This is a genomic window from Geodermatophilus sp. SYSU D01119, assembly GCF_054049975.1.
This window is the reverse complement of sequence record NZ_JBJGYL010000001.1, coordinates 144,106-166,329: the sequence shown is the minus strand read 5'-3', so window position 1 is coordinate 166,329 and position 22,224 is coordinate 144,106. Positions and strand designations below refer to the sequence as shown.

The 22,224-nt window shown below is 75.4% G+C and carries 16 protein-coding genes; 10 read left to right on the top strand and 6 right to left on the bottom strand.

Going from position 1 to position 22,224, the window contains the following annotated elements:
- Window positions 1-3 precede the first annotated feature (3 nt).
- The 6 genes from ACI79X_RS00830 to ACI79X_RS00805 all read left to right on the top strand — a co-directional run bounded on the left by ACI79X_RS00830 (window position 4) and on the right by ACI79X_RS00805 (window position 7,492).
- The gene (locus ACI79X_RS00830; RefSeq protein WP_457023518.1) at window positions 4-579 is read left to right on the top strand and encodes an acyltransferase; all 576 of its coding nucleotides are present in this window, start codon (window positions 4-6) and stop codon (window positions 577-579) included.
- A complete protein-coding gene (locus tag ACI79X_RS00825; protein ID WP_457023517.1) occupies window positions 576-1,628 on the top strand; it encodes a glycosyltransferase family 2 protein in 1,053 nt (350 codons plus the stop codon). Before ACI79X_RS00830 ends, ACI79X_RS00825 begins: the two co-directional genes overlap by 4 nt.
- Complete coding sequence (locus tag ACI79X_RS00820; protein ID WP_457023516.1) at window positions 1,625-3,154, top strand: oligosaccharide flippase family protein; 1,530 nt, start codon at window positions 1,625-1,627, stop codon at window positions 3,152-3,154. The genes ACI79X_RS00825 and ACI79X_RS00820 overlap by 4 nt, the downstream gene beginning before the upstream one ends.
- A gap of 17 nt (window positions 3,155-3,171) precedes the next feature.
- Window positions 3,172-4,368, top strand: coding sequence for a rhamnosyltransferase WsaF family glycosyltransferase (locus ACI79X_RS00815; RefSeq protein ID WP_457023515.1), 1,197 nt, complete (start codon window positions 3,172-3,174; stop codon window positions 4,366-4,368).
- 86 nt (window positions 4,369-4,454) lie between these two features.
- On the top strand, window positions 4,455-5,477 hold the full coding sequence (locus ACI79X_RS00810) for a hypothetical protein (protein WP_457023514.1): 1,023 nt from the start codon (window positions 4,455-4,457) through the stop codon (window positions 5,475-5,477).
- Window positions 5,478-5,830: 353 nt separating this feature from the next.
- Entirely contained in the window at window positions 5,831-7,492 is a 1,662-nt protein-coding gene (locus tag ACI79X_RS00805; RefSeq protein ID WP_457023513.1) for a DUF4082 domain-containing protein, read from the top strand.
- A 72-nt stretch (window positions 7,493-7,564) separates the two neighbouring features.
- Here ACI79X_RS00805 and ACI79X_RS00800 read toward each other — a convergent pair whose 3' ends face one another.
- The 6 genes from ACI79X_RS00800 to ACI79X_RS00775 all read right to left on the bottom strand — a co-directional run bounded on the left by ACI79X_RS00800 (window position 7,565) and on the right by ACI79X_RS00775 (window position 14,875).
- The gene (locus ACI79X_RS00800) at window positions 7,565-8,557 is read right to left on the bottom strand and encodes a glycosyltransferase family 2 protein (RefSeq protein WP_457023512.1); all 993 of its coding nucleotides are present in this window, start codon (window positions 8,555-8,557) and stop codon (window positions 7,565-7,567) included.
- A gap of 1 nt (window position 8,558) precedes the next feature.
- Entirely contained in the window at window positions 8,559-9,422 is an 864-nt protein-coding gene (locus ACI79X_RS00795; RefSeq protein ID WP_457023511.1) for a Wzz/FepE/Etk N-terminal domain-containing protein, read from the bottom strand.
- A 2-nt stretch (window positions 9,423-9,424) separates the two neighbouring features.
- Window positions 9,425-10,816 carry an O-antigen ligase family protein gene (locus ACI79X_RS00790; protein WP_457023510.1) on the bottom strand — a complete coding sequence of 464 codons (1,392 nt, stop codon included), beginning with the start codon at window positions 10,814-10,816 and terminating at the stop codon, window positions 9,425-9,427.
- Window positions 10,817-10,818: 2 nt separating this feature from the next.
- Window positions 10,819-11,715, bottom strand: coding sequence for a glycosyltransferase (locus tag ACI79X_RS00785; protein ID WP_457023509.1), 897 nt, complete (start codon window positions 11,713-11,715; stop codon window positions 10,819-10,821).
- A 62-nt stretch (window positions 11,716-11,777) separates the two neighbouring features.
- Complete coding sequence (gene asnB / locus ACI79X_RS00780) at window positions 11,778-13,649, bottom strand: asparagine synthase (glutamine-hydrolyzing) (RefSeq protein ID WP_457023508.1); 1,872 nt, start codon at window positions 13,647-13,649, stop codon at window positions 11,778-11,780.
- A complete protein-coding gene (locus ACI79X_RS00775; protein WP_457023507.1) occupies window positions 13,649-14,875 on the bottom strand; it encodes a glycosyltransferase in 1,227 nt (408 codons plus the stop codon). The genes asnB and ACI79X_RS00775 overlap by 1 nt, the downstream gene beginning before the upstream one ends.
- Window positions 14,876-15,198: 323 nt before the next feature.
- On the opposite strand from ACI79X_RS00775, the gene ACI79X_RS00770 reads away from it, so the two are divergent.
- The 4 genes from ACI79X_RS00770 (at window position 15,199) to ACI79X_RS00755 (ending at window position 22,203) form a co-directional block, all read left to right on the top strand.
- Window positions 15,199-16,587, top strand: coding sequence for a glycosyltransferase family 4 protein (locus ACI79X_RS00770; protein WP_457023506.1), 1,389 nt, complete (start codon window positions 15,199-15,201; stop codon window positions 16,585-16,587).
- 69 nt (window positions 16,588-16,656) lie between these two features.
- On the top strand, window positions 16,657-20,196 hold the full coding sequence (gene mfd, locus ACI79X_RS00765; protein ID WP_457023505.1) for a transcription-repair coupling factor: 3,540 nt from the start codon (window positions 16,657-16,659) through the stop codon (window positions 20,194-20,196).
- Between the two features lie 89 nt (window positions 20,197-20,285).
- The gene (locus tag ACI79X_RS00760) at window positions 20,286-21,278 is read left to right on the top strand and encodes a SurA N-terminal domain-containing protein (RefSeq protein WP_457023504.1); all 993 of its coding nucleotides are present in this window, start codon (window positions 20,286-20,288) and stop codon (window positions 21,276-21,278) included.
- Between the two features lie 4 nt (window positions 21,279-21,282).
- Window positions 21,283-22,203, top strand: a complete 921-nt coding sequence (locus tag ACI79X_RS00755) for a MazG family protein (RefSeq protein WP_457023503.1) — start codon at window positions 21,283-21,285, stop codon at window positions 22,201-22,203.
- The last annotated feature ends 21 nt before the right edge of the window (window positions 22,204-22,224 follow it).

Here is a 22,224-nt window from a genome sequence, read left to right as displayed (position 1 = left end):
GGCGTGCGTGTGCACCCCCTGGGCCTCTGCGAGAGCGACGACGTCGGGCCCGGCACGCGGGTGTGGGCCTGGGCGCACGTGCTGCCCGGCGCCCGCATCGGCGCCGACTGCAACGTCTGCGACCACGCCTACGTCGAGGGCGGTGCCCGGCTCGGCGACCGGGTCACCGTGAAGAACGGGGTGATGGTCTTCGCCGGGGTCGACGTCGGCGACGACGTCTTCCTCGGCCCCGGCGTCGTCTTCACCAACGACCTGCGGCCGCGCGCGCACGTGAAGAAGGGCGCCGCGGCGCTGCTGCCCACCGTGGTCGAGGACGGCGTCACGCTGGGCGCCGGCGCCGTCGTCGTGTGCGGTACCCGGATCGGACGGCACGCCTTCGCCGCGGCCGGGTCGGTGGTCACCCGCGACGTCCCGGCCCACGCCTTCGTCGCCGGCAACCCCGCCCGGGTGCGCGGCTGGGTCTGCGCCTGCGGCGAGCGCCTCGACGACGACCTCACCTGCGCCGCCTGCGGGCAGGCGTACGCGCTCCCCGCCGACGGCGGTGGACTGACCGACCTGCGGTACGCGGAGGTGCCATGAACCGGGTGCGGGTCCAGCCGCTGACCACGCGACCGCGGGTGTCGGTGGTCATCCCCTGTTACAACTACGGCCACTACCTGCCGGACGCGGTCGCCAGCGCCCTCGGCCAGCCCGGCGTCGAGGTCGACGTGCTCGTCGTCGACGACGCCTCACCCGACGGGAGCGTCGAGGTCGCCCACCGGCTCGCCGCGGCCGACCCCCGCGTCCGGGTGCTCGCGCACCCGGTCAACAGGGGGCACATCGCCACCTACAACGACGGCCTCGCGGAGGTCGACGGGGACCACGTGGTGCTGCTGTCCGCGGACGACCTGCTCGCCCCCGGGAGCCTCGCCCGCGCCGCGGCGCTCCTCGAGGCCCACCCCGACGTGGCCTTCACCTACGGCTACGCGGAGAGCTTCGCCGAGGCCCCGCCCCCCGCCCGGACCGCGGTGCGCAGCTGGTCGGTCTGGTCGGGTGAGCGCTGGGCGTACCGGCTGAGCCGGCACGCCCACAACGTCGTGGTCAACCCCGAGGTCGTGATGCGCGGCAGCATCATGGACAAGCTGGTCGGCTACGACCCCGCACTCCCGCACGCGGCGGACCTCGACCTGTGGATCCGCGCCGCCCAGCTGGGCTCCGTCGGCCGGGTCAACGGTCCCCACCAGGCGTTCTACCGGGCGCACGGCGCCAACATGCACCTCACCGACTACGGGAGCCTGCTCTACGACCTGCGGGAGCGACTGACGGTCTTCGACGCGGCCTTCGCGCCGGACGGCCGGTCCGACGGGTCCACCCGCCGTCTCGCCGCCCGCCGGGCCCTGGCCCGCGAGGCGCTGCGGCTGGCGTGGCGGGCCCGGCTGGCCGGCGGCGGCAGCGGCGCGGACACGGTCGAGGCGTTCACCGACTGGGCCCGGGACACCTGGCCGGGCGTGGTCCGCACGCCGACCTGGCGGGCCGTGACCGAGCGACGGGAGGCCACCCCTCCGGAGTGGGAACGGGCCGCCGCGTCGCTGTACCTGCGCGGCCGTTCCCACCTGTGGTGGCGGCGCTGGCGGCGGTTCGGCCTGTGAGCACGACCTCGCCGGCCGACGGCGAGCTCGGGCGGCTGGTCCGGACCGGGCTCGTCTGGAGCCTGGCCAACAGCGCCACCCTCCGGCTGGGCACCTTCCTGTCCAGCATCCTGTTCGCCCGCATCCTCGACCCGGAGGCGTTCGGGGTCTTCGCGGTCGCGCTCACCGCCCAGACCGTCCTGATCAACCTGGCCGAGTTCGGCCTGACGTCCTACCTCGTCAAGCACGGTCGGCTCCGCGAGCAGGGGCCGACGGTCACCACCGTGGCGACGGTGTCCGGCGGTCTGGTGGTCGGGCTCATGTGCGTGACCGCGCCATGGCTGTCCGCCTTCATGGGGGCGCCCCAGGCGACCGCGACGGTCCAGGTCATGTCCGTCGTCGTCCTGCTGGGCGGCGTCGGAGCGGTGCCCTCGGCGAAGCTGCAGCGCGAGTTCGCGCAGCGGCGGCAGTTCGCCGTCGACGCCACCAACTTCGCCGTGTCGACCGTGGTCACGCTCGTGCTGGCACTCGCCGGCCTCGGCGTCTGGGCCCTGGCGATCGGCCGGGTCACGGCCCAGGTCTCCTCGACGGTGCTGCTGTTCGTCCTCGCAGGGGAGCGGCTCCGGTTCGGGTGGGACCGCGGGACGGGGCTGCGGGCCCTCACCTTCGGGCTCCCCCTGGCGGCGGCCAACGTGCTCTCCTGGGTGCTGCTCACCGTCGACAACGCCATCGTCGGCCACTGGGTCGGGGTCCTGGGGCTGGGCTTTTACGTCCTGGCCTTCAACGTGTCCTCCTGGCCCATGTCCGTGATCGGCATGGCGGCCCGGGCCGTCGCCCTGCCCGGTTTCGTGCGCGCGGGGGAGGAGGGCGGCCGGCCGGCGGACGGGCTGGAGACGGCGGTGCGGGCGACGGCCCTCGTGGCCCTGCCGGCCGGAGCGCTGCTGGCGGTCCTCGCCGGGCCGCTCGTCGAATTCCTCTACGGCGCCCGCTGGCTCCCCGCCGCCGCGGCGCTGCCGGGGCTGGCGCTCTTCGGCGCGCTCCGGGTCGTGCTGGACATCTTCGTGTCCTTCCTGATCGCCCGCGGCGCCACCCGGACGGTGCTGTCGATCCAGGTCCTGTGGCTGGTCCTGCTGACGCCGGCGATGTACGCGGCCGTCGTGTCCTCCGGGCTCGCCGGGGCCGGCTGGGTGCACCTGCTGGTCGCGGTGGTCGTGACCGTCCCGGCCTACCTGCTCGCGGTGCGCGCCCACGGCGTCGGGGCCGCCGGCCTGGTGCGCGCGGCACTCCCCGGTGCCGGGGTCACCGTGGTCGTGGGGGCGGTGGCCTGGGCCGGCGCCCAGGTGTCCGGGACCGCGGTCCTCTCGCTGGTCGCCGGCAGCTTCGGCGGCGTCGCGGCGTGGGCGGCGGTCGTCCTGCCCGCGGTGCTCCGCAGCCGGACGGTCCGCCCGGACCCGGCGGCGTCCGCCAGGCCGCCGGAGGCCGTCACGGCGGGGGCGGGGCGGGCGGCTGCGGTGCCGGGGCGGGTGTCCCCGGCCGACGGGGACTGACGGGGAGGCGGGGCCCGATGGGCACGATCGCGAAGGTGGCCAAGGCCGTCCGGGTGGTGCGCAGCGACGGCGTGGCCGGCCTGCTCGCCAGGACCGTCGGTGCCGACGGCCGCCTGACGGCCGCGCTCGCCCCTGGACTGCCCCTGCTGGCCGGGGACGTCGTCCACTCCTCGGAGGTGGTGGCGCCGCCGGATCCGCCCGCGCGGGCGCCCGGCTCCTCCCTCACCGTCGGCTGGGTCATCTCCCCGCCCTCGGCCGGGTCGGGAGGCCACACCACCTTGTTCCGCTTCGTGCGCGCGCTCGAGCAGGCGGGGCACCGCTGCGTCCTGTTCGTCTACGACAGCCGCAACGACGACGTCCGTCCGTACGAGGCGACCGTCCGGGCGTGGTGGCCCGAGGTCCGTGCCGAGGTGCGCAGCGCCCGCGCCGGGCTCCTGCCGATGGACGCCCTCGTGGCCACCTCCTGGCTGACGGCGCACGTCCTGGCCGGCAGCCGGGCCCCCGGCCGCCGCTTCTACCTGGTGCAGGACTACGAGCCGCACTTCTACGCCCACGGGGCCGAGCACGAGCTGGCGGAGGACACCTACCGCTTCGGGTTCCGCCACGTCACGGTCGGGCCCATGCTGGCCGTGGAGCTGGAGAAGCGTTTCGGCGTCGAGTCCGTGGTGGCCGACTTCGGCGCGGACCTGCAGGCCTACCGGGTCACCGACCCCGGTCCCCGGCGCGGTGTGGCCTTCTTCTCCCGTCCCGGCGTGGCCCGTCGCGGCCACGAGCTGGGCGTGATGGCCCTGCAGGAGTTCCACCGGCAGCGGCCCGACGTCCCGATCCACGTCTTCGGGTCCGTCGCCCGGCCACGCTTCCCCGCGCAGGTGCACGGCAAGGTCCGCCCGGCCGAGCTCAACGCCCTGTACAACCGGTGCAGCGCGGCCCTGGCGCTGTCGTTCACCAACGTGTCCCTCGTTCCGCACGAGATGCTCGCCGCCGGTGTCGTCCCCGTCTGCAACGACTTCGAGGGAGCCCGCACGACGCTGACCAGTCCCGCGGTGGTGTGGGCCCGGGCCACCCCGACCGCCCTCGCCCGCGCGCTGGTGGAGGTCGTGGACTCCGCGGACGGGACGACGGCCGAGCGGGCCGCGGCCACCGTCCGGGGCACGAGCTGGGAGCCCGCCTGCCGGTGCGTCGTCGACATGATCGAACGGACATGCGCGGGCTGAGCCTCCCCCCGCGGGAGGTGCCCGAGAGGGGGCCGCAGCCGGGTCCCGGGGATCCGGCCGGACCGTCGCCGCGTGGGCCGGCGCCGGTGAGGCGGCTCGTCGTCGCCGCGCTGGCCGCCCTCCTGCTCGCCGTGGCACTGCTGGTCGTGGTCCTCCCGGACCTGCCGGACGGCCCCGGGGGCGGGGCGGGGACGCCCACTGCACCGGCCACCGCGGACCCGCCCGGACCGGCCCTGCGCGGCTGGGAGCTGGACGCCGGGAACACCGGCCTGCGCCCGTTCGGGCTGACGTGCGAGGAGCTGCCCCTCTACACCGGCGCGGTCCGGCCGGCCGCCGGCACGGTCATCGAGCAGCGGCGCGTGACCACCCCGCTGGACCTGTCGAACGGCGGCATCACGATCACCCGCAGCTGCGTCCAGCCGACCTCCGTCGGCCGTGGGCTGCCCGTCCTCACGACCACCCACCTGGACGACTGCTCCGACGAGACCGGCTGCCCGGCGCCGCCGAGCCGCGTGACGATCAGCTGGTCGGAGATCGACGGCTCGCTGCTGTCCCCGGAGGAGGCCGCCATGACGACCGGCTTCCTCGGCATCGCCGACCTGCGCGGCAACCACGTCCACGACGTCGGCAGCGGCATCGGGCTGGTGAACACCGGCCGGCACCTCAGCAGCGTGGTCGAGCGCAACTACGTGACCGGCCTGCGGGCCCACGGGAACCCGGCCACCGACGGCAACCACAGCGACGCCTTCACCATCCGCGACTTCGACACCAGCGCCGAGCCGGGGCGCACGCTGCTCGTGGCCGACAACCGGTTCGACTGCAGCTCCGGCAGCGACACGGGCGCCCTGTTCGTGCAGACGTGGTCCGGCGACATCGACAACGTCCGGATCACCGGCAACCTGCTCGAGGGCGGCGGCTACCAGCTCGGGCTCAACCAGGACTTCGGCAGCAGCTACGGTGACGTGGTCGCCGTCGACAACCGGTTCTCCGGGACCGGCTACGGCGCCGCGTACGTCCAGGGCGGCGCCGGGTGGACCCGCTGGGCGGACAACCACCTCGACGACCCGGCGCGTCCCGAGCACCGGGGGGAGCCGGTCGCGGCCCCCTGACGGTCGTGAGGGGATCCCGTCTGCCACTCGCGTCACACTTCGCCCGTGTGTCGTGATGCTTTCGTGACCATCGTGTAGCGTCGCGCGTCGTAACTCGCCCTCATGTAGGGGCCTACGCACAGTGAGCATTGGCGGTCGTCGCACCGCCAACGGGGTGTTCCGCGCGTCGCGCCCACCCCCCTCATGCCAGTACCGCGGAGGAACGCGTGCCTCGACACGCCCATGCCCAGAACAGGTCCGCCCGCCGTCCGACGTCCCCGTCCGACGGCGGGGCCCACCGGCCCCCGACATCTCACAGCTCCCCGGCCCGCCCCGCGCGCCGACGGGGGTTCACCCTCCGGATCCTGGCCCTGGTGGCCGGTCTCGTCGTCGCCGGCGCCTCCTACGGGGCCTACGCCGCCTCGTCCGCCCCGGCCCCGACCACCACGCAGCGGCTGCCGCTGCCGACCAGCCCGGTCGCCGATGCCGACCGCGAGTCCGTGACCCTCGGCGTCCGGTTCACGCCGCTCACCGACGGCACGGTCACGGGTGTCTCGTTCCACCGCGCCACGCGCGCCAACACCGCCCGCGTCGTCCAGCTGTGGGACGCGGCCACCCGCCAGGTCGTCGCCACCTCGGCGCCCCTCGGCAACCTCAGCACCGGCTGGGTCGAGCAGCGGTTCCCCAGCCCCGTCCGCGTCACCGCCGGGCACGAGTACGTCGCGTCCTACCTGGCCCCGGCCGGCCGCTACTCGGCCACCCGGTCGTACTGGTCGCAGCCGCGCCAGACCCGCCACCTGTCCGCGCCCGTCGGTGCGGGCGTCTACCGGTACGGCGGCAGCGCCGCCTTCCCCGGCAGCACCTGGCAGAACAGCGACTACTCCGTGACGCCGCTGTTCCTCCCCGCCGCGCCCGCGCCCACCGCGCCGACGACGACGGCTCCGGCCGCGCCGACCACTGCGCCGTCGACCACCGCCCCGTCGACCACCGCGCCGTCGACCACCGCCCCGTCGACCTCGGTGCCGTCGACCTCGGTGCCGTCCACCCCGGCACCGTCGACGAGTGCCTCCGCGCCCGTGACCACCGCCCCGCCGGCGACCAGCTCGGCGCCGGCCGCCGCGCCGTCGACGTCGGTCTCGGCGGGTGCCCCGGCGGCTGCTCCACCGGCGACCGGCACGGCGCCCTCGACGCTGATGGGCTGGCAGATCAACGCGACCAACGTCGGCCTGGCGCCGCTCGGACTGAGCTGCTCGTCCCTGCCGGCCTACACCGGCTCGCTGAAGCCGCCCGCGGGCGCCCGGATCACCGGGGTGCGGATCACCGGCAACCTCGACCTGTCCAACGGTGACATCGTCATCAGCCGGTCCTGCATCCAGCCGCGGACGGGCAACGACCGCGCCGTCGTCTCCAACGACGTCTGCGGCGCCAACGAGTGCGTCGTGCAGTCGGCCCGGTCGGTGACCATCGTCGACTCGGAGATCGACGCCTCCCTCGCGCCGGCGTCCAGCATCGGCCAGGCCTGCGCCTTCCGCGGCATCGGCACGCTGCAGCGGACGTACATGCACGGCATGGGGTCGGGCATCTGCTTCTTCGGGACCGGCACGACGTTCGACGGCCTGGCCGAGCAGAACTACGTGACGGGCCTGCGGTCCTACGCGAGCAGCCACAACGAGGCCGCGACGATCCGGGACTTCCGCCGGAACGCGGGTGACACCCGCCGGGTCCAGTTCGTCAACAACCGGCTGGACTGCCAGTCGGGCAACGAGACCGGCGGGCTGTTCATCCAGCCGACCTGGGTCGACATCTACAACGTGTGGGTGACCGGCAACTACATCGAGGGCGGCGGCTTCAACCTCTACCTCGAGGACAAGGGCGGCCGGTACGGCAACGTCCACGCGACGAACAACCGGTTCCGCTCGACCGGCTGGGGGCCGGCGGTCGTGTCCTCCGGCGTCGGCTGGGCGACGTGGAGCGAGAACTACCTCTACAGCGCCACGGCGGCGGACGCGAAGGGGACACCGGTCCGCGAACCGTGACCCGGACGTGAGGGGGCCGGCGAGCACGCGCTCGCCGGCCCCCTCCGTCGTCCCCGGGTCCCGCGGCCGCGCTCAGCCGGCCCCGGCCGCGGGGGCCTGCCGGGGCCGGTGCCCGCGGAGGCGGGCCATCGTCTCGGCCGCGGTCTCACCCTCGCCCGCCGCCACGACGGCCGACCGGGCGGCCCGGTGCATCTCCCCGCGGCGCAGTCCCCGCAGGGTCTCGTGGAGGGCGACCGCGCCGGAGTACGCCCGGGTCGCCACCGCGGTGTGCCGCTTGGCGTACAGGCGCACCCGGTTGCTGGCCAGCAGGGCGTACAGCACGGGGTCCCGGCTGTTGGTGACCCCGCCGATGTGCGTGGCCACCGCCGTCGGCTCGTAGACCACGCGGTGGCCGTGGTCGCGCGCCCGCAGCGCGAAGTCGACCTCCTCGGAGAAGAGGAAGAAGGACTCGTCCCAGCCGCCGACGTCGTGCCAGCACCGCGCCGAGACGAGGAGCACCGCGCCGGTCGCCCAGTCCGCGACCCGGCGGGTGGCGTAGGCATCCCTCCCCGTGACCGTCTCGCTCAGCGGCGCGAGCCGGGCCACGCGCCGGCCGCCGAGGACCGCCGTCGCGAGGGCCCGGGGCAGCGTCGGCTCGCGGCGCAGCGAGGGGAAGACGTGTCCGTCCACGTCGAGCACCCGGGGGGCGACGATCCCGACGCCGGGCTCGTCGAGGGCCTGGAGCATCCGGGCGACGCAGCCCTCCTGCAGCCGGACGTCGGCGTTGAGCACCAGGACGGCCCGCGCGGGACGAGCCGCGGCGAAGCCGGTGTTGAGCCCGGCCGCGAAGCCGCGGTTGTCCGCGGACCGGACGAGCGTGGCCCAGGGCGCCACGCGGGCCACCTCGTCGGCGGTGCCGTCGGAGGAGTCGTTGTCGACGACCACCAGCTGGTACCGCCTGACCCCGCGCAGGCCGGCGTCGAGGCTCGCCACGAGGTCCGCCACGTCCGCGACGGAGTCGTAGGTGACGACGACCAGGGCGACGTCGTCCACCCCGCCGCCGGCGTCCGCCCCCGTCCGGTCCACGTCAGTCGTCCCGGGCGCCGGCGGTCGCCGACAGCTGCAGGTCCGCCGCCCGGTCGGCCTCGGGCGCCTCGTCCCTGGCCGCGGGGATCGCTCCGGGCCGGACGGTGGCGGTGGGGGAGCGCCGGTCGTCGCGGCCGGCCGGGACGACCCGGTGCACCTCGGGCCGGTCGGCCGGCGGCTCCGAGCCGGCGTACCCGTGCCGCCCGGTGGCGACCCCGTCGTCCTCGACCCGCTCGCGGGCGTGGCGGCGTGCCTCGGCCAGGGAGATGGCGGCGAACAGGAGGAGTGCCCCGGCCGCGCCGACCCCGACCAGGGTGCGGATCGTGCCCGACACGATGAGGTGTGCCCGGGTGGGGGTGGCGACCGGCAGCAGCGTGATCAGCGTGCGGTCGTCGGCGCCGAAGACCCGCTGCATCGCCGCGAGCTCGTCGGCCATGCGCTGGTTCACCACCGCGAGGGTGGCATCCGCCGCCTCCGGCGTCTCCCCGGTGCCGACCACGTCGATGATCTGCGCCGACACGGCCGACTGGGTCACCTCGTAGTCCGGGTCCGCCCCCTCGCCGGCCAGTGCCTCGCGGACGCTCGCACTGCTCAGCCGGGCCGCCAGCACCTGCCCCACGGTGCCCTCGCTGGCGAAGCGCAGGTAGGGGTTGTCCCAGTTGACCCCCGCCAGTGAGGGGTCCGCCAGCAGCTCCGCGTCGGTGGGCTGTGGCTCGGGGTTGACCAGCACGAACGAGGCGTTGCTGTTGTAGACGCGCGGTGTCAGTGACACCACCGCCAGCGCCCCGACCAGGGTCAGCAGCGCCACCACCAGGGTGATGATCCAGTGCCGCCGCAGGGACGACACGATCGCGAGGAGGTCCATGGTCAGCTCCCGTGCTGGGGTCGAGGGGGGGCGGGCGGCCGGGTGCGGGAGCCCGCGGTGGGGGACTCCCTCCGCTCCCGGCCGGAGAGCAGCCAGCAGGCGCCGGCGCACCCGACGAGGAGCGCCTGCAGGCCGGCGTAGGTGTTGAACGACAGGGCGTCGAAGGTGGAGGCGGAGACGGCGCTGGCCGTGGCGGCCGCGGCGATCGCTCCGGCGAGCGCCCGGAGCAGGGGGTCGGAGGACCGGGCCCGCGCAGCCAGGGCCGCCACGATCGGGACCAGGTACCACGCCACCAGCCCGGTCAGGCCGACGAGGCCCAGCTCGATCGCGCTGGTGAAGTACTGGTTGTCCAGGATGTCCATCGACGTCATCGGGGTGTACGTGCCGGGGCCGGTGCCGAACCAGGGGTGCTCCGACACCAGGCGGCCGACGAGTGGGAGGTCCACCAGCCGGCCCTGCACCGACGCGTCGTCCGACCCGGCACCGACGAGGTCGGCGAGCGTCCGCAGGTAGCCCGGACGCGCCAGGCCGACGACGAAGGTGCCGAGGGGGAGCAGGACCATCGCGGTCACCCGCGGTCGCGGCGGGAGGCACGCGACGAGCACGGCCGAGGACACGACGACGGCGAGGACCGCCGACCGGGCCACCGAGGCGGGGATGGCGGTGGCGATCAGCACGACCGGCCCCCACCGCAGCAGCCACGGCCGGGCCCGGTCCTGCATGGCGAGGACCAGGGCCAGCGGCAGCAGCATCCCGGCGATCACCCCGAGTTCGATGGGGTGCGCCGTCGTCCCGAACACCCGCGTCAGGGCGGCCCGGTCCTCGTAGACGCCGTGGGCGAGGTGCACGGAGAAGCCCGGCAGCGACTGGCGCAGCAGCGCGCTGAGGTCGTACTGGAAGAGCCACTGCACGAGGGCCACCGCGCAGCAGAAGGCGGCGCCGAGCACGATCGCCCGCAGCACACGCACCAGCGCGGCCACCGTGGTGAGGCCCTCGGCGGTGACCAGCACGACCCCGGCGAACCCGGCCAGCATGAGGATCCAGCGGTCGGCCCCGGTCTGCTGGGTCGCGGTGAGGCCGTGGAACGGGGTCAGGGCCCACGCGACGAGGCTCATGACCGTGAGCAGGAGGAGCGCCCCCCGCGTGGGGTGCCGCACCGCGAGCGGGTCGTGCGAGCCCATGAGCGTCGAGGCGACGTACACCACGAACAGCGAGAGGGCGAGCAGCCCCGCGACCGACCCCTGACCGCCCACGACCTCGAGCACCATGTTCGAGGGGAAGACGAACAGCGCGACGGCGTAGGCGCCGACCGCGACGACGGCGTGCCGCTCGGGTGCCGCCGTGCCGTACGGGGGGACGACCGCCGACCGCACCGCGCCGCGCGTGGAGCCCACGGTCATCCGTCCCGCCGCCGGGGGGTCAGGGGGTGGCGCACCGGTCCCGCCGCGGCCATCGAGGCCCAGCGGTGCTTGGCGCGGTCGAACCCCTCCTTGCCGAGGACCCGCACCAGCGTCGTCCGCACGGTGGCGCGCGCCAGGTCGCGGGACTCGCGGAGCGGGACCCGCGCGGTCTCCCGCACCAGCTCGGCCCGCCCGGGCTCGGGCAGGCCGTCCAGCAGCCGGGGGAACGCGGCGCGGTGCGGCCCGGGCCGGGTGCGCCGCCCCCGCACGCGGTTGCTGACGTTGGCGCCGTGCACGACCTGCAGCCAGCCCGGGGACCCCCGCAGCACGACGGCGGGCATCACCTCGGGCAGCCGGTTGTGCCACTCGCCCCAGCACGTGACGGGGTCCCGCCAGCTCTCCCGGACCGAGCAGAAGGCGTTGTGCCGGTCGGTCCGCCGGTAGAGCCGCCGGTCGCTGACGACCAGGCCGTCACCGAGGTAGACCGCCGTCGGGTCGCCGGCCACGGGGGCGGCCTGCACCCTCGCCACGAAGTCCCGGGCCAGGCCGTCGTCGTTGTCGAGGTTGGTGGTGATCAGGTCGCCCCGGCCGTCCGACCCGGTGGCCGCCCGGATGTCGTCGAGGAGGACCGGACGGGGCACTTCCTCGCGGAGAACCGGGTGGAGGTGTCCCCGGTCCCGGTGGGCACGGACCCAGGTGAGGAGCCAGGCGGGGCTCTGCGGGTCGAGGTAGACGATCCAGGTGAAGGCCCGCTCCGTCTGGCCCAGCACCGAGGGCAGGCACCAGCGCTCGAAGAGGTCGACCCGGTCGCGCAGCCAGTTCTCCCGGGCCCGGATCGTGCTCTCGTGGCCCTTCGAGGGGAGGTTGAAGCGCGTCAGCAGGACGTGGGTCACCGGGCCCGCTCCCCGCGGGCCGTCGTCCCCGCGCCGGCCGGCCGCGAGGGTGTCCGCGCCGGTCACGACCCGACGGCCACGGGCGCGCGGACGCCCGCCAGCGTGTCGTGCCAGACCTCCAGGCCCAGCAGGGTCCACAGCCGGCTCGCCTCGTCGCTGCGGCCGGCCTCGTGGTCCTCGAGCACCCGGGCGACCTCGGCCCGGTCGAGGACGCCGCCGACGAACGACGCCGGGCGCAGGAGCAGGTCGCGGGCCATGTCGCGCAGCTCGCCGGTGCGGAACCAGGCGTCGAGCGGGACCTTGAACCCGGACTTCCGGCGGTCGACCACCTCGTCGGGTAGGTAGCGGCGGGCGACCTCCTTGACCACCCACTTGCCGACGGCGCCCCGCAGCTTCACCTCCGTGGGGAGGGAGAAGGCGAGGTCGACGACCCGCGCGTCGAGGAACGGCGGCCGCAGTTCCAGGGAGGCGGCCATCGACATGCGGTCCCCGCGCTCGAGCAGGTTGTCCGAGAGCCACGCGTGGCAGTCCGCGTAGAGCATCCGCCGCACGACGTCGCCGTGCGCGCGCCGGTACGCGGCCGCTGCGGGGCGGGACGGCTGTCCGCCGAGCAGCCGGAGGCGCTCGCGGGGGGAGAAGGGGGCGAACCAGCTGCGCATGCGCTCCGGCTCGTCGTCGGCGGACAGCGCGCGCATGAGCACCGCGGCGCGGGAGAAGCGCGGCGGGAGCGCGCGGGCCGCCGTCTGCAGGGCCGGCCCGCGGACCGCCCGCGGGACCCGGTCCACCCAGGAGGCGAGGGCGGCGGCGCGGTACTTGGGATAGCCGGCGAACAGCTCGTCGCTGCCCTCGCCCGAGAGCACCACGGTCACGTCCCGGCGCGCCAGCTCGGCCAGCCGGTGGACCGCGACGTCGGCGGGCTCGGACAGGGGGGCGTCCCGGTGCCAGGTGAGCTTCGGCAGCAGGGCCGTGAAGTCCTCCGCGCCGACCGTGACCTCGTGGTGGTCGGCACCCACGAGGCCGGCGACCCGGCGGGCCCAGGGCAGCTCGTCGACGCGCGGGTCGTCGAACCCCGCGGCGTAGGTGGAGACCCCCTGCCGGCCGCGCGCCTCGGACATCAGCGCCACGATCAGGCTCGAGTCGACGCCACCGGAGAGGTAGGCGCCCACGGGCACGTCCGCGACCAGCGCCTCCGCCACGGCCGCCCGGAGGGCGGCGTGCACCTCCTCGACCGCGTCCTGCGCCTCGCTGACGGCCACCGCCGGGGGGTCGGCCGGGAGCTGCCAGTAGGGGACCTCCGTGACCCGGCCCCCGGGGCGCACGAGCAGCCGGTGCCCCGGACGCAGCTTGCGCACGCCGGCGACGAGCGTGTGCGGCGCCGGGACCGACCGGTGGGTCAGGTGGTCGCCCAGGCTGAGGAGGTCCACGTCGACCCGCGGCAGCGCGGGCAGCAGGGCCTTGACCTCGCTGGCGAAGGCGATCATCCGGGCGTCGGCGTACCAGTAGAGCGGGAGGACGCCCATGCGGTCGCGCACCAGGTGCAGCTCGCCCGTGTCGGCGTCGTGCAGCGCGAAGGCGAACTGGCCCCGCAGCCGGCGGACGCCCTCGACGCCCCACCGCCGGTACGCCGCGAGGACCACCTCGGTGTCGCCGTCGGTCGTCCAGGGGTAGTCCGGGAGGGCGCGCCGGAGCTCGCGGTAGTTGAGGACCTCGCCGTTGAACGTGAGGTGCTGCCGGCCGCCGGGCCCGGCCATCGGCTGGGCCGAGTGCTCGAGGTCGATGATCGACAGGCGGCGGTGGCCGAAGCCGGTGGAGCCGGACGTCCAGCGACCGTGCCCGTCCGGGCCGCGGTGGACGAGCTGACCGGCCATCGCGTCGAGCAGGTCCGGGTCGACGGGACGGCCGTCCCACCGGTGGACGCCGACGATGCCGCACATCAGCCCGCCGTCCCGTCGCCCTCGGCGACCGCGACGAGCTCGGCGGCGCGGGTGTCCCACGAGTCGGCGACGACGGCGGCCCGCCGCCGTGCGGGGTCCCCGGGCCCGCTGTCCTTCAGCGTCCGCCGGACGAGGTCGACGAAGTCGTCGCGGTCGGTGGCGACGGCGATCGTGTCCGCGTACCGCCGGACCTCGGGGAAGTCGGTGCTGACCACGGGGAGCCCCAGCGCGAGGTACTCCTTCATCTTGATCGGGTTGCACCGGGCGATCCACTCGTTGTCCTGCCACGGCATCAGGGCGACGTCGAAGCCGGCGCCGTAGGCGGGGATCTGCTCGTACGACCGGCGGCCGAGCCAGTGCACGGTCGGGTGCCGGGTGAGCTGGTCCGTGGCCCGGTCCGCGTCACCGACCAGCACGAGGTGCGCCTCCGGGACCTCCAGGGCCACCCGCTCGAGCAGGTCGAAGTCGACGAGGAAGGAGTCCAGCCCGCCGAAGAAGCCGACCCGGGGGTGGGGGATCGGCGCGAGGTCGGCCGGCTCCGGCCCGGCCCCCGGCTCGAAGTGCCGGAGGTCGACGCCGTGGTCGAGGAAACGCGCGCGGCTGCCGGTGAGCGGCGCCTCCTCGGCCATCAGCGCCCGGCTGACGTAGAGCACCGCGTCGGCGGTGCGCAGCAGTGACTCCTCGAGGGCGGCGATCGTGGCCCGGTCGCTCTCGGGGAAGTCGGAGTGCCGGTCGGAACGGTTGTAGACCAGAGCGCGCCGGGACATCGGTGCGACGACGTCCCAGGCCGTCGGGATCGTGCAGACGACGACCGGGTCCGGCGGCAGCCCGATGAGCCGGCTGACGAGGCGGACCTGCGTGCGGACGCTCCACGCGTTGAGCCGCCGGAGCAGGGGGCTGCCGTAGAAGGGCAGGACCACCGGGGTCATCACGTGGAAGCCCGGGGTGTCCGGGAGGGGGCGCCGGACCAGCCGGGCCGTGCTGGCCACCTTGCGGGCGATCCTCCGCAGCACCTGCGTGCTGCGCCCGGGCAGCGGCATCCGCAGCCCGATGGAGTTGACGAGCAGCACCGGCCTGGTCCGGGCGACCCGGCGCATCAGCTGGAAGTCGGAGTGGGCCTGGTTCTGGTACCACCAGTCCTGGGCGGAGAAGCAGATCCAGCCCGGCGCACGGTCAGCGCCCGGCCGACGGCGTGGCCGTCCCGTCCCGTCCCCGTCCTGCGGCATGGCGCGATGATGTCGAGCGCCCCCGGTCCTGACCATGCCTGCGCGCACGGCGCCCCGATTGCGGTCCGATCCATGTGCCGCACCCGCTCGTCCGTTACCCTGCGTGCGCGAGAACGCGCGCGGAGCGCGCGCCGAGCCGTTCGGCGCCGGCGTCCCCGCGGCTACCGTCCGGTCCGAGTTGCGCAGGTCCCCGTGGTGCGGCAGCCGTCACTACTGTCCGCCGGGCCCACAGTGGATGGCGGGAACGTGACGACCGTCGCTCACTGCGGGTCACCGCACGTCGACGTGCCCGGCCCCGAGGGATGACCATGCGCCAGCGTTCGATGTCCCGAGTCCTCGTGATCGTCCAGAACCTGCCCGTGCCCCTCGACCGCCGTGTCTGGCTGGAGTGCCAGGCGCTCGTGGCCGAGGGCATCGGGGTCTCGGTAATCTGTCCGAAGGGGCCGGGCGACCCGTCGTTCGCGGTCATCGACGGGGTGCCGGTTTACAAGTACCGGCCGGCGCCGGCCACCTCCGGCGTGCTGTCCTACCTCGTCGAGTTCGTCTACTGCTGGATCCGCACGGCGCTGCTGTCGGTGCGCGTGTGGCGGCGGGACGGCTTCTCGGTCATCCAGGCCTGCAACCCGCCCGACACCTACTGGCTGCTCGCCCGGCTGTGGCGGCGCCGCGGGGTGCGGTTCGTCTACGACCAGCACGACCTCAACCCCGAGGTCTTCCGCTCCCGGTTCGGGGAGCCGCGCAGTGCCCGCGAGCGGCTGCAGTACCGGGCGCTGCTCTGGCTCGAGCGCTCCACCTACCGCACCGCCGACGAGGTCGTCTCGACCAACGAGTCCTACCGCCGCGTGGCGGTGACCCGCGGCGACCGCGACCCGGCCCGGGTGACGGTCGTGCGGTCCGGGCCCGACACGGCGCGGATGAGCCCGCGGCACCCGGAGCCCGAGTTGCGGCACGGCCGCCAGCTCCTGGTCTACCTCGGCATCATGGGGCCGCAGGACGGCGTCGACCTCGCCCTGCACGCCCTCGCCGACCTCGTGTACGGCCGCGGCCGCCGTGACGTCCACCTCGCCCTGCTCGGCTTCGGCGACTCGCTGCCCGACCTGCGCCGGCTGGCCACCGAGCTCGACCTCGACGAGCACGTGACGTTCACCGGCCGCGCCGACGCCGAGGTCGTCGCCCGCTACCTGTCCACCGCGGTCCTCGGCATCTGCCCCGACCCGAGCAACCCGCTCAACGACGTCTCCACGATGAACAAGGTCATGGAGTACATGTCCTTCGCCGTTCCGGTCGTCTCCTTCGACCTGCCCGAGACGCGCGTCTCGGCCGGTGACACGGGCGTCCTCGTCGACCCGGCGCTCGGCGCGGAGGGCCTGTCCGCCGCGATCGACGCCCTGCTGGACGACCCGCAGCGGAGGCTGGAGCTGTCGCTGGCCGCGCGGGCGCGGGCCGTGGCCGAGCTCGACTGGGCCGAGCAGGCGGTCCGCTACGTGGAGGTCCACCGGCGGGCGCTGGGCCTGCCCGCCCCGGTGTGGCCGGAGGTCGTCCCGCCCGGGGTCGGCCGGCCGGTGCGCGCACCCGAGCCGGACGCGGGGGAGCTGGCCGCGCTGGTCCTCGAGCGCACCGCGGACGACGCCGGGACGCCGCGGCCCGCGGTGCCCGCCCCGCGCACCGAGGTGGCCGATCGCACCCCGGCGGGGCCGGTCCCCGGCGTCTAGCCTGGGAGGGGGCCTGCGCCGCACTCGGCGGCACCTTGCGCGGGCCGTCGTCCCCAGGAGGAAGTCCCCGTGAGCCTGCGCGGCGTGCTCGACGTCGTCCTCAGCGATCCCGGCATGGCACGCGTGGTGGCCGCCGCGGGGTCGGCCGAGCTCGCCGTCCCGGCGCCGCCGCCGGTGCAGCCGCTGGTCGCGGCCGCGCTGGCCGCGCAGGCGCCGGGTGCCGGCGTGCCGGTCCTGCTGGTCACCACCGGCGAGCGCGACGCCGACGTCGCCGCCGACCTGCTGCGCTGCTTCCTCCCGGGTCGCCGGGTGGAGACCTTCCCGGCGTGGGAGACGCTGCCGCACGAGCGGCTGTCCCCCCGCGCGGACACCGTCGGGCGCCGGCTGGCCGTGCTCCGCGACCTCACGAACCCCGGGGAGAACGGCACGGTCGACGTGCTGGTCGCCCCTGTCCGCAGCGTGCTGCAGCCCCTGGCGCCGGGCCTCGGCGACCTCGTCCCGGTCGAGCTGAGGCCGGGCGACACCGCCGAGCTCGACGACGTCGCCCGCGCGCTGGCCGACGCCGCCTACACCCGCGTCGAGCTGGTCGAGAAGCGCGGCGAGTTCGCCGTCCGCGGCGGCCTGCTCGACGTTTTCCCGCCCACCGAGCCGCACCCCGTCCGCGTCGAGTTCTGGGGCGACGAGGTCGACGAGCTGCGCTACTTCTCCGCCGCCGACCAGCGCTCCCTCGACGACCGGCCGGAGCGGCTGTGGGCGCCGCCGTGCCGCGAGCTGCTGCTCACCGACGCCGTCCGCGCCCGCGCCGCGGAACTCGCCGCCGAGCACCCGGGCCTCGCCGAGATGCTCGGCAAGCTCGCCGAGGGCATCGCCGTCGAGGGCATGGAGTCGCTCACCCCCGCGCTGGTCGAGGGGCAGCTGCAGCTGCTCACCGACCTCGTGCCCGCGGGCACCCACGTCCTGGTCGCCGACCCCGAGCGGGTGCGCAGCCGCGCCGCCGACCTCGTCCGCACCGCCGAGGAGTTCCTCGCCGCGTCCTGGGCGACCGCCGCGGAGGCCGGCGAGGCGCCGCTGGACCTCGGGGCGTCGTCGTTCCGGGCGCTGGAGGACGTCGAGGCCGCCGCCCGCGGCCGCGGCCTGCCGTGGTGGACCACGGGCGCGTTCACCCTCGGCGACCTCGACGACGACGCGGCCGCGCTGGACGCCACCACCGTCGAGCGCTTCTCCGGCGACCTCGACCGCGCGGTCGGCGCGCTGCGCGACCGGACCCGCGAGGGCTGGCGCGTCGTGCTGACCTTCGCCGGCCCCGGACCGGCCCAGCGCGCCGCCGACCAGTTCGGCGCCGCCGACCTCGGCGTGCGGCTCGTCCCCGGCCTCGAGACCGCGCCCGAGGCCGGGATCGCCTCCATCACCCAGGGCAACCTCGAGTCCGGCTTCGCCTTCCCCGGCGTGAAGCTCGCGCTGGTCACCGAGCACGACCTCACCGGCCAGCGCGGCACCACGATGCGCGACGCGCAGAAGATGCCCGCGCGCCGCCGCAACGCCGTCGACCTGGTGCAGCTGCAGCCCGGCGACCTCGTCGTCCACGAGCACCACGGCATCGGCCGCTACATCGAGATGGTCAGCCGCACCGTGCACGGCGGGCAGCGCGACTACCTGATCGTCGAGTACGCGCCGGGCAAGCGGAACCAGCCGCCGGACCGCCTGTTCGTGCCCACCGACTCCCTCGACCAGCTCACCCGCTACGTCGGCGGCGAGCAGCCGGCGCTGTCCAAGCTCGGCGGGGCCGACTGGCAGAAGACCAAGGGTCAGGCCCGCAAGGCGGTCAAGCAGATCGCCGCCGAGCTCATCCGCCTCTACTCCGCGCGCATGGCCACCAAGGGCCACGCCTTCGGCCCGGACACCGTCTGGCAGCGCGAGCTCGAGGACGCCTTCCCGTTCACCGAGACGCCCGACCAGCTCGCCGCCATCGACGAGGTCAAGCGGGACATGGAGAACCCGGTGCCGATGGACCGGGTCATCTGCGGCGACGTCGGCTACGGCAAGACCGAGATCGCCGTCCGCGCGGCCTTCAAGGCGGTGCAGGACGGCAAGCAGGTCGCCGTCCTGGTGCCGACGACGCTGCTGGCCAACCAGCACTTCAAGACGTTCTCCGAGCGGATGGCCCAGTTCCCGGTCACCGTGAAGGTGCTCTCCCGGTTCCAGTCCGACGCCGAGAGCGCCGAGACGCTGCGCCAGCTCGCCGCCGGCGAGGTCGACGTGCTCGTCGGCACGCACCGGCTGCTGCAGCCGACCACCCGGTTCAAGGACCTCGGCCTGGTGATCGTCGACGAGGAGCAGCGCTTCGGCGTCGAGCACAAGGAGTACCTGAAGACGATGCGGACGGCGGTCGACGTCCTGTCGATGTCGGCCACCCCGATCCCGCGCACGCTGGAGATGAGCCTCACCGGCATCCGCGAGATGTCGACGATCCTCACGCCCCCGGAGGAGCGGCACCCGGTGCTCACCTACGTGGGCGCCTGGGACGACAAGCAGATGGCCGCCGCCGTCCGCCGCGAGCTGCTGCGCGACGGCCAGGTGTTCGTCATCCACAACCGGGTGCAGTCGATCGACAAGGCCGCGGCGAAGATCCGCCGGCTGGTGCCCGAGGCGCGCGTCGCCGTCGGCCACGGCCAGATGAAGGAGCACGAGCTCGAGCGGATCATGGTCGGCTTCTGGGAGAAGGAGTACGACGTCCTGGTCGCGACGACGATCGTCGAGTCGGGCCTGGACATCCCCAACGCCAACACCCTGATCGTCGACCGCGCCGACACCTTCGGCCTCTCGCAGCTGCACCAGATCCGCGGCCGCGTCGGCCGTGGCCGCGAGCGCGCCTACGCCTACTTCACCTACGACCCGTCCCGGCCGCTGACCGAGACCTCGGTCGACCGGCTGACCACGATCGCGCACAACACCGACCTCGGCGCCGGCATGGCCGTGGCCATGAAGGACCTCGAGATCCGCGGCGCGGGCAACCTGCTCGGCGGCGAGCAGTCCGGGCACATCGCCGGCGTCGGCTTCGACCTCTACGTCCGGCTGGTCGGCGAGGCGGTGGCCGACTACCGCGCCCAGGTCACCGGCGAGGCCGCGCCCGCCGAGCCGGTCGAGGTGCGCGTCGACCTGCCCGTCGACGCCCACCTGCCGCACGACTACGTGCCCGGCGAGCGGCTGCGCATGGAGGCCTACCGCAAGGTCGCGAGCGTGCAGGACGACGACCAGGCGCAGGCCGTCCTCGACGAGCTCACCGACCGCTACGGCACCCCGCCGGCCCCGGTGCTCAACCTGCTCGCGGTGGCCCGGTTCCGCGCCGCGGTGCGCACCCTCGGCATCACCGAGGTGTCGCTGCAGGGCCGCGTCATCCGGGTGTCGCCGGTGCCGCTGCGCGAGTCGCAGCAGATGCGCCTGGCCCGGCTCGCCGACGGCGCCTCGTACAAGTCCGCCGTCGAGACGATCTCGCTGAAGGTGCCCGTCGGCCCCGACCGGCGGACGCCGCTGCGCGACGTCGCCCTGCTCGAGCACCTGCACTCGCTGCTGCGCGCGGTGATCGAGCAGCCGGTGGCGGCGGCGAGCTGAGCGGCGGCGGGGCCGAGGGCGGCGAGCGCCCCGTCCCGCCGGGCCGCGTCCTGCGACGGCCGTCACAGCGCATGTGGCAGCCTGCGGGCGTGCGCATCCGCCGTCCCGCCGCCCTCGTCCTGGGGCTCGTGACCGTCGCCGTCCCCGTGGCCGGCTGCCGGACCTCGCCGTCTGTGGCCGCCTACGTCGGCGACGAGCAGGTGACCGTCACCGAGCTGCAGTCGGCCGTCGACGACCGCCTGGCCGACCCGGCGATCGCCGAAGCGGCCGGGGGAGGGGGCGCCGACTTCACCCGCCAGGTGCTCACCCTGCTGGTGCGCGAGCAGGTCTACGCCGCGGCCGCCCGCGAGTACGACGTCGAGGTCACCGACGCCGAGCTCACCGACTTCATCACCCAGGCGCTCGGCGGCCAGGACGAGGAGGCCCTCTACGCCCAGGCCGCCGGGCAGGGCTACTCGCGCGAGGACGTCCGGGAGAGCGCCCGCCAGCAGTTGCTGCGCCGCGAGCTGGGGCTCGCCACCGGCGAGGGGGACGCCCTGTCGGAGGCCGCGCTGCGCGCCCGCTACGAGGAGGCGCGCGCCGGCCTCGAGCAGGCCGAGGTCGGCTACTTCGTCGTCCCCGACCAGGCCGTCGCCGACGCGGCCGTCGCCGAGCTGACCGCCGCGCCCGCGTCCTACCCGGCGGTGGCCGCGCGCTTCCCCGGGCAGAACTCGCTCCCGCAGGTGGAGAGCACGCCGGTGTCGGAGGTCAGCGGCCCGCTCGCGCAGGGCATCACGGCGGCCGCCCCGGGCACCGGCTTCACCACCACGGTCCCCGGCGTCGACGGCGTGGTCGTCGTCTTCGTCGCCACCCGCACCACCCCGTCGTTCGAGGAGGCCCGGGCCGACATCGAGAGCCAGGCCGCGGGCGGCGTCGAGGAGGCCGGCGCCGCCGTCGTCGGCGAGGTGCAGGACGAGCTGTCGGTGACCGTCAACCCCCGCTACGGCGCCCTCGAGGAGGACGTCGTGCAGGAGGCCGACGGCGGCGTCGTGCAGCTCCTCGACGACGCCGGCACCGCGGCGCCCACGACCGGGGAGGGCTGACCCGGTGCCCCCGGTCGTCGTCACCGTCAGCCCGCGGCTGCCCGGCCTGCTCGGCCCGGCCGGCTGGGCCGCGCTCGCGGGCCGCCCGGTCGCCGCGCTGCCCGGCGCCGCGGCCACCGCCGAGGCCCTGCGCGCCGCCGGGTGGGAGGTCGCCGACGCCCCCGAGGCCGCGGGCCTGGACGACGGCGTCGCCGTGCTCGCCGGCCCGGGGGAGTCCGTGCCCGGCGCCGAGGTCGTCGACGGCGCGCCCGAGCCGCCCGGCGCCCGGCTGCTCGACGTCGTCGGCGTCATGGACCGGCTGCGCTCGCCCGGCGGCTGCCCGTGGGACGCCGAGCAGACGCACTCCTCGCTGCGCGGCTACCTGCTCGAGGAGGCGCACGAGGCCTACGACGCGATCGTCGACGACGACCCGGTCGCCATGCGCGAGGAGCTCGGCGACGTGCTCCTGCAGGTCGTCTTCCACGCCCGGGTGGCCGCCGAGGCCGAGCCCGGCCGCCGGTTCGACGTCGACGACGTCGCCGGGGAGCTGGTGGACAAGCTGGTCCGCCGCCACCCGCACGTGTTCGGCGATCGATCGCCGGGCCGTGCCCCCATCGACGTGGCGGGCGTCGAGGCCGGGTGGGAGGAGATCAAGAAGGCGGAGAAGCAGCGGCGCTCGCCCACCGAGGGCGTCTCGCGCTCGCAGCCGGCGGCCGCGTGGGGCGCAGCGCTGGTGCGCCGCGCCGGGCGGGCCGGTTTCCCGGTGCCGGAGCCGGCCGACCTCGGGTCGGCGTCGCCGGAGGAGCTGGGGGAGCGGCTGCTGGCCGTCGTCGCCGCCGCGGAGCGGCGCGGTTGGGACGCCGAGGACGCGCTGCGCGAGGCGGTCCGCCGCTACGCCGGCGAGCTCGACGCCGAGGCCCGCCGCCGCGAGCGCGCCGGGGAGTGAGCGCGGGCCCGGTGACGGTGT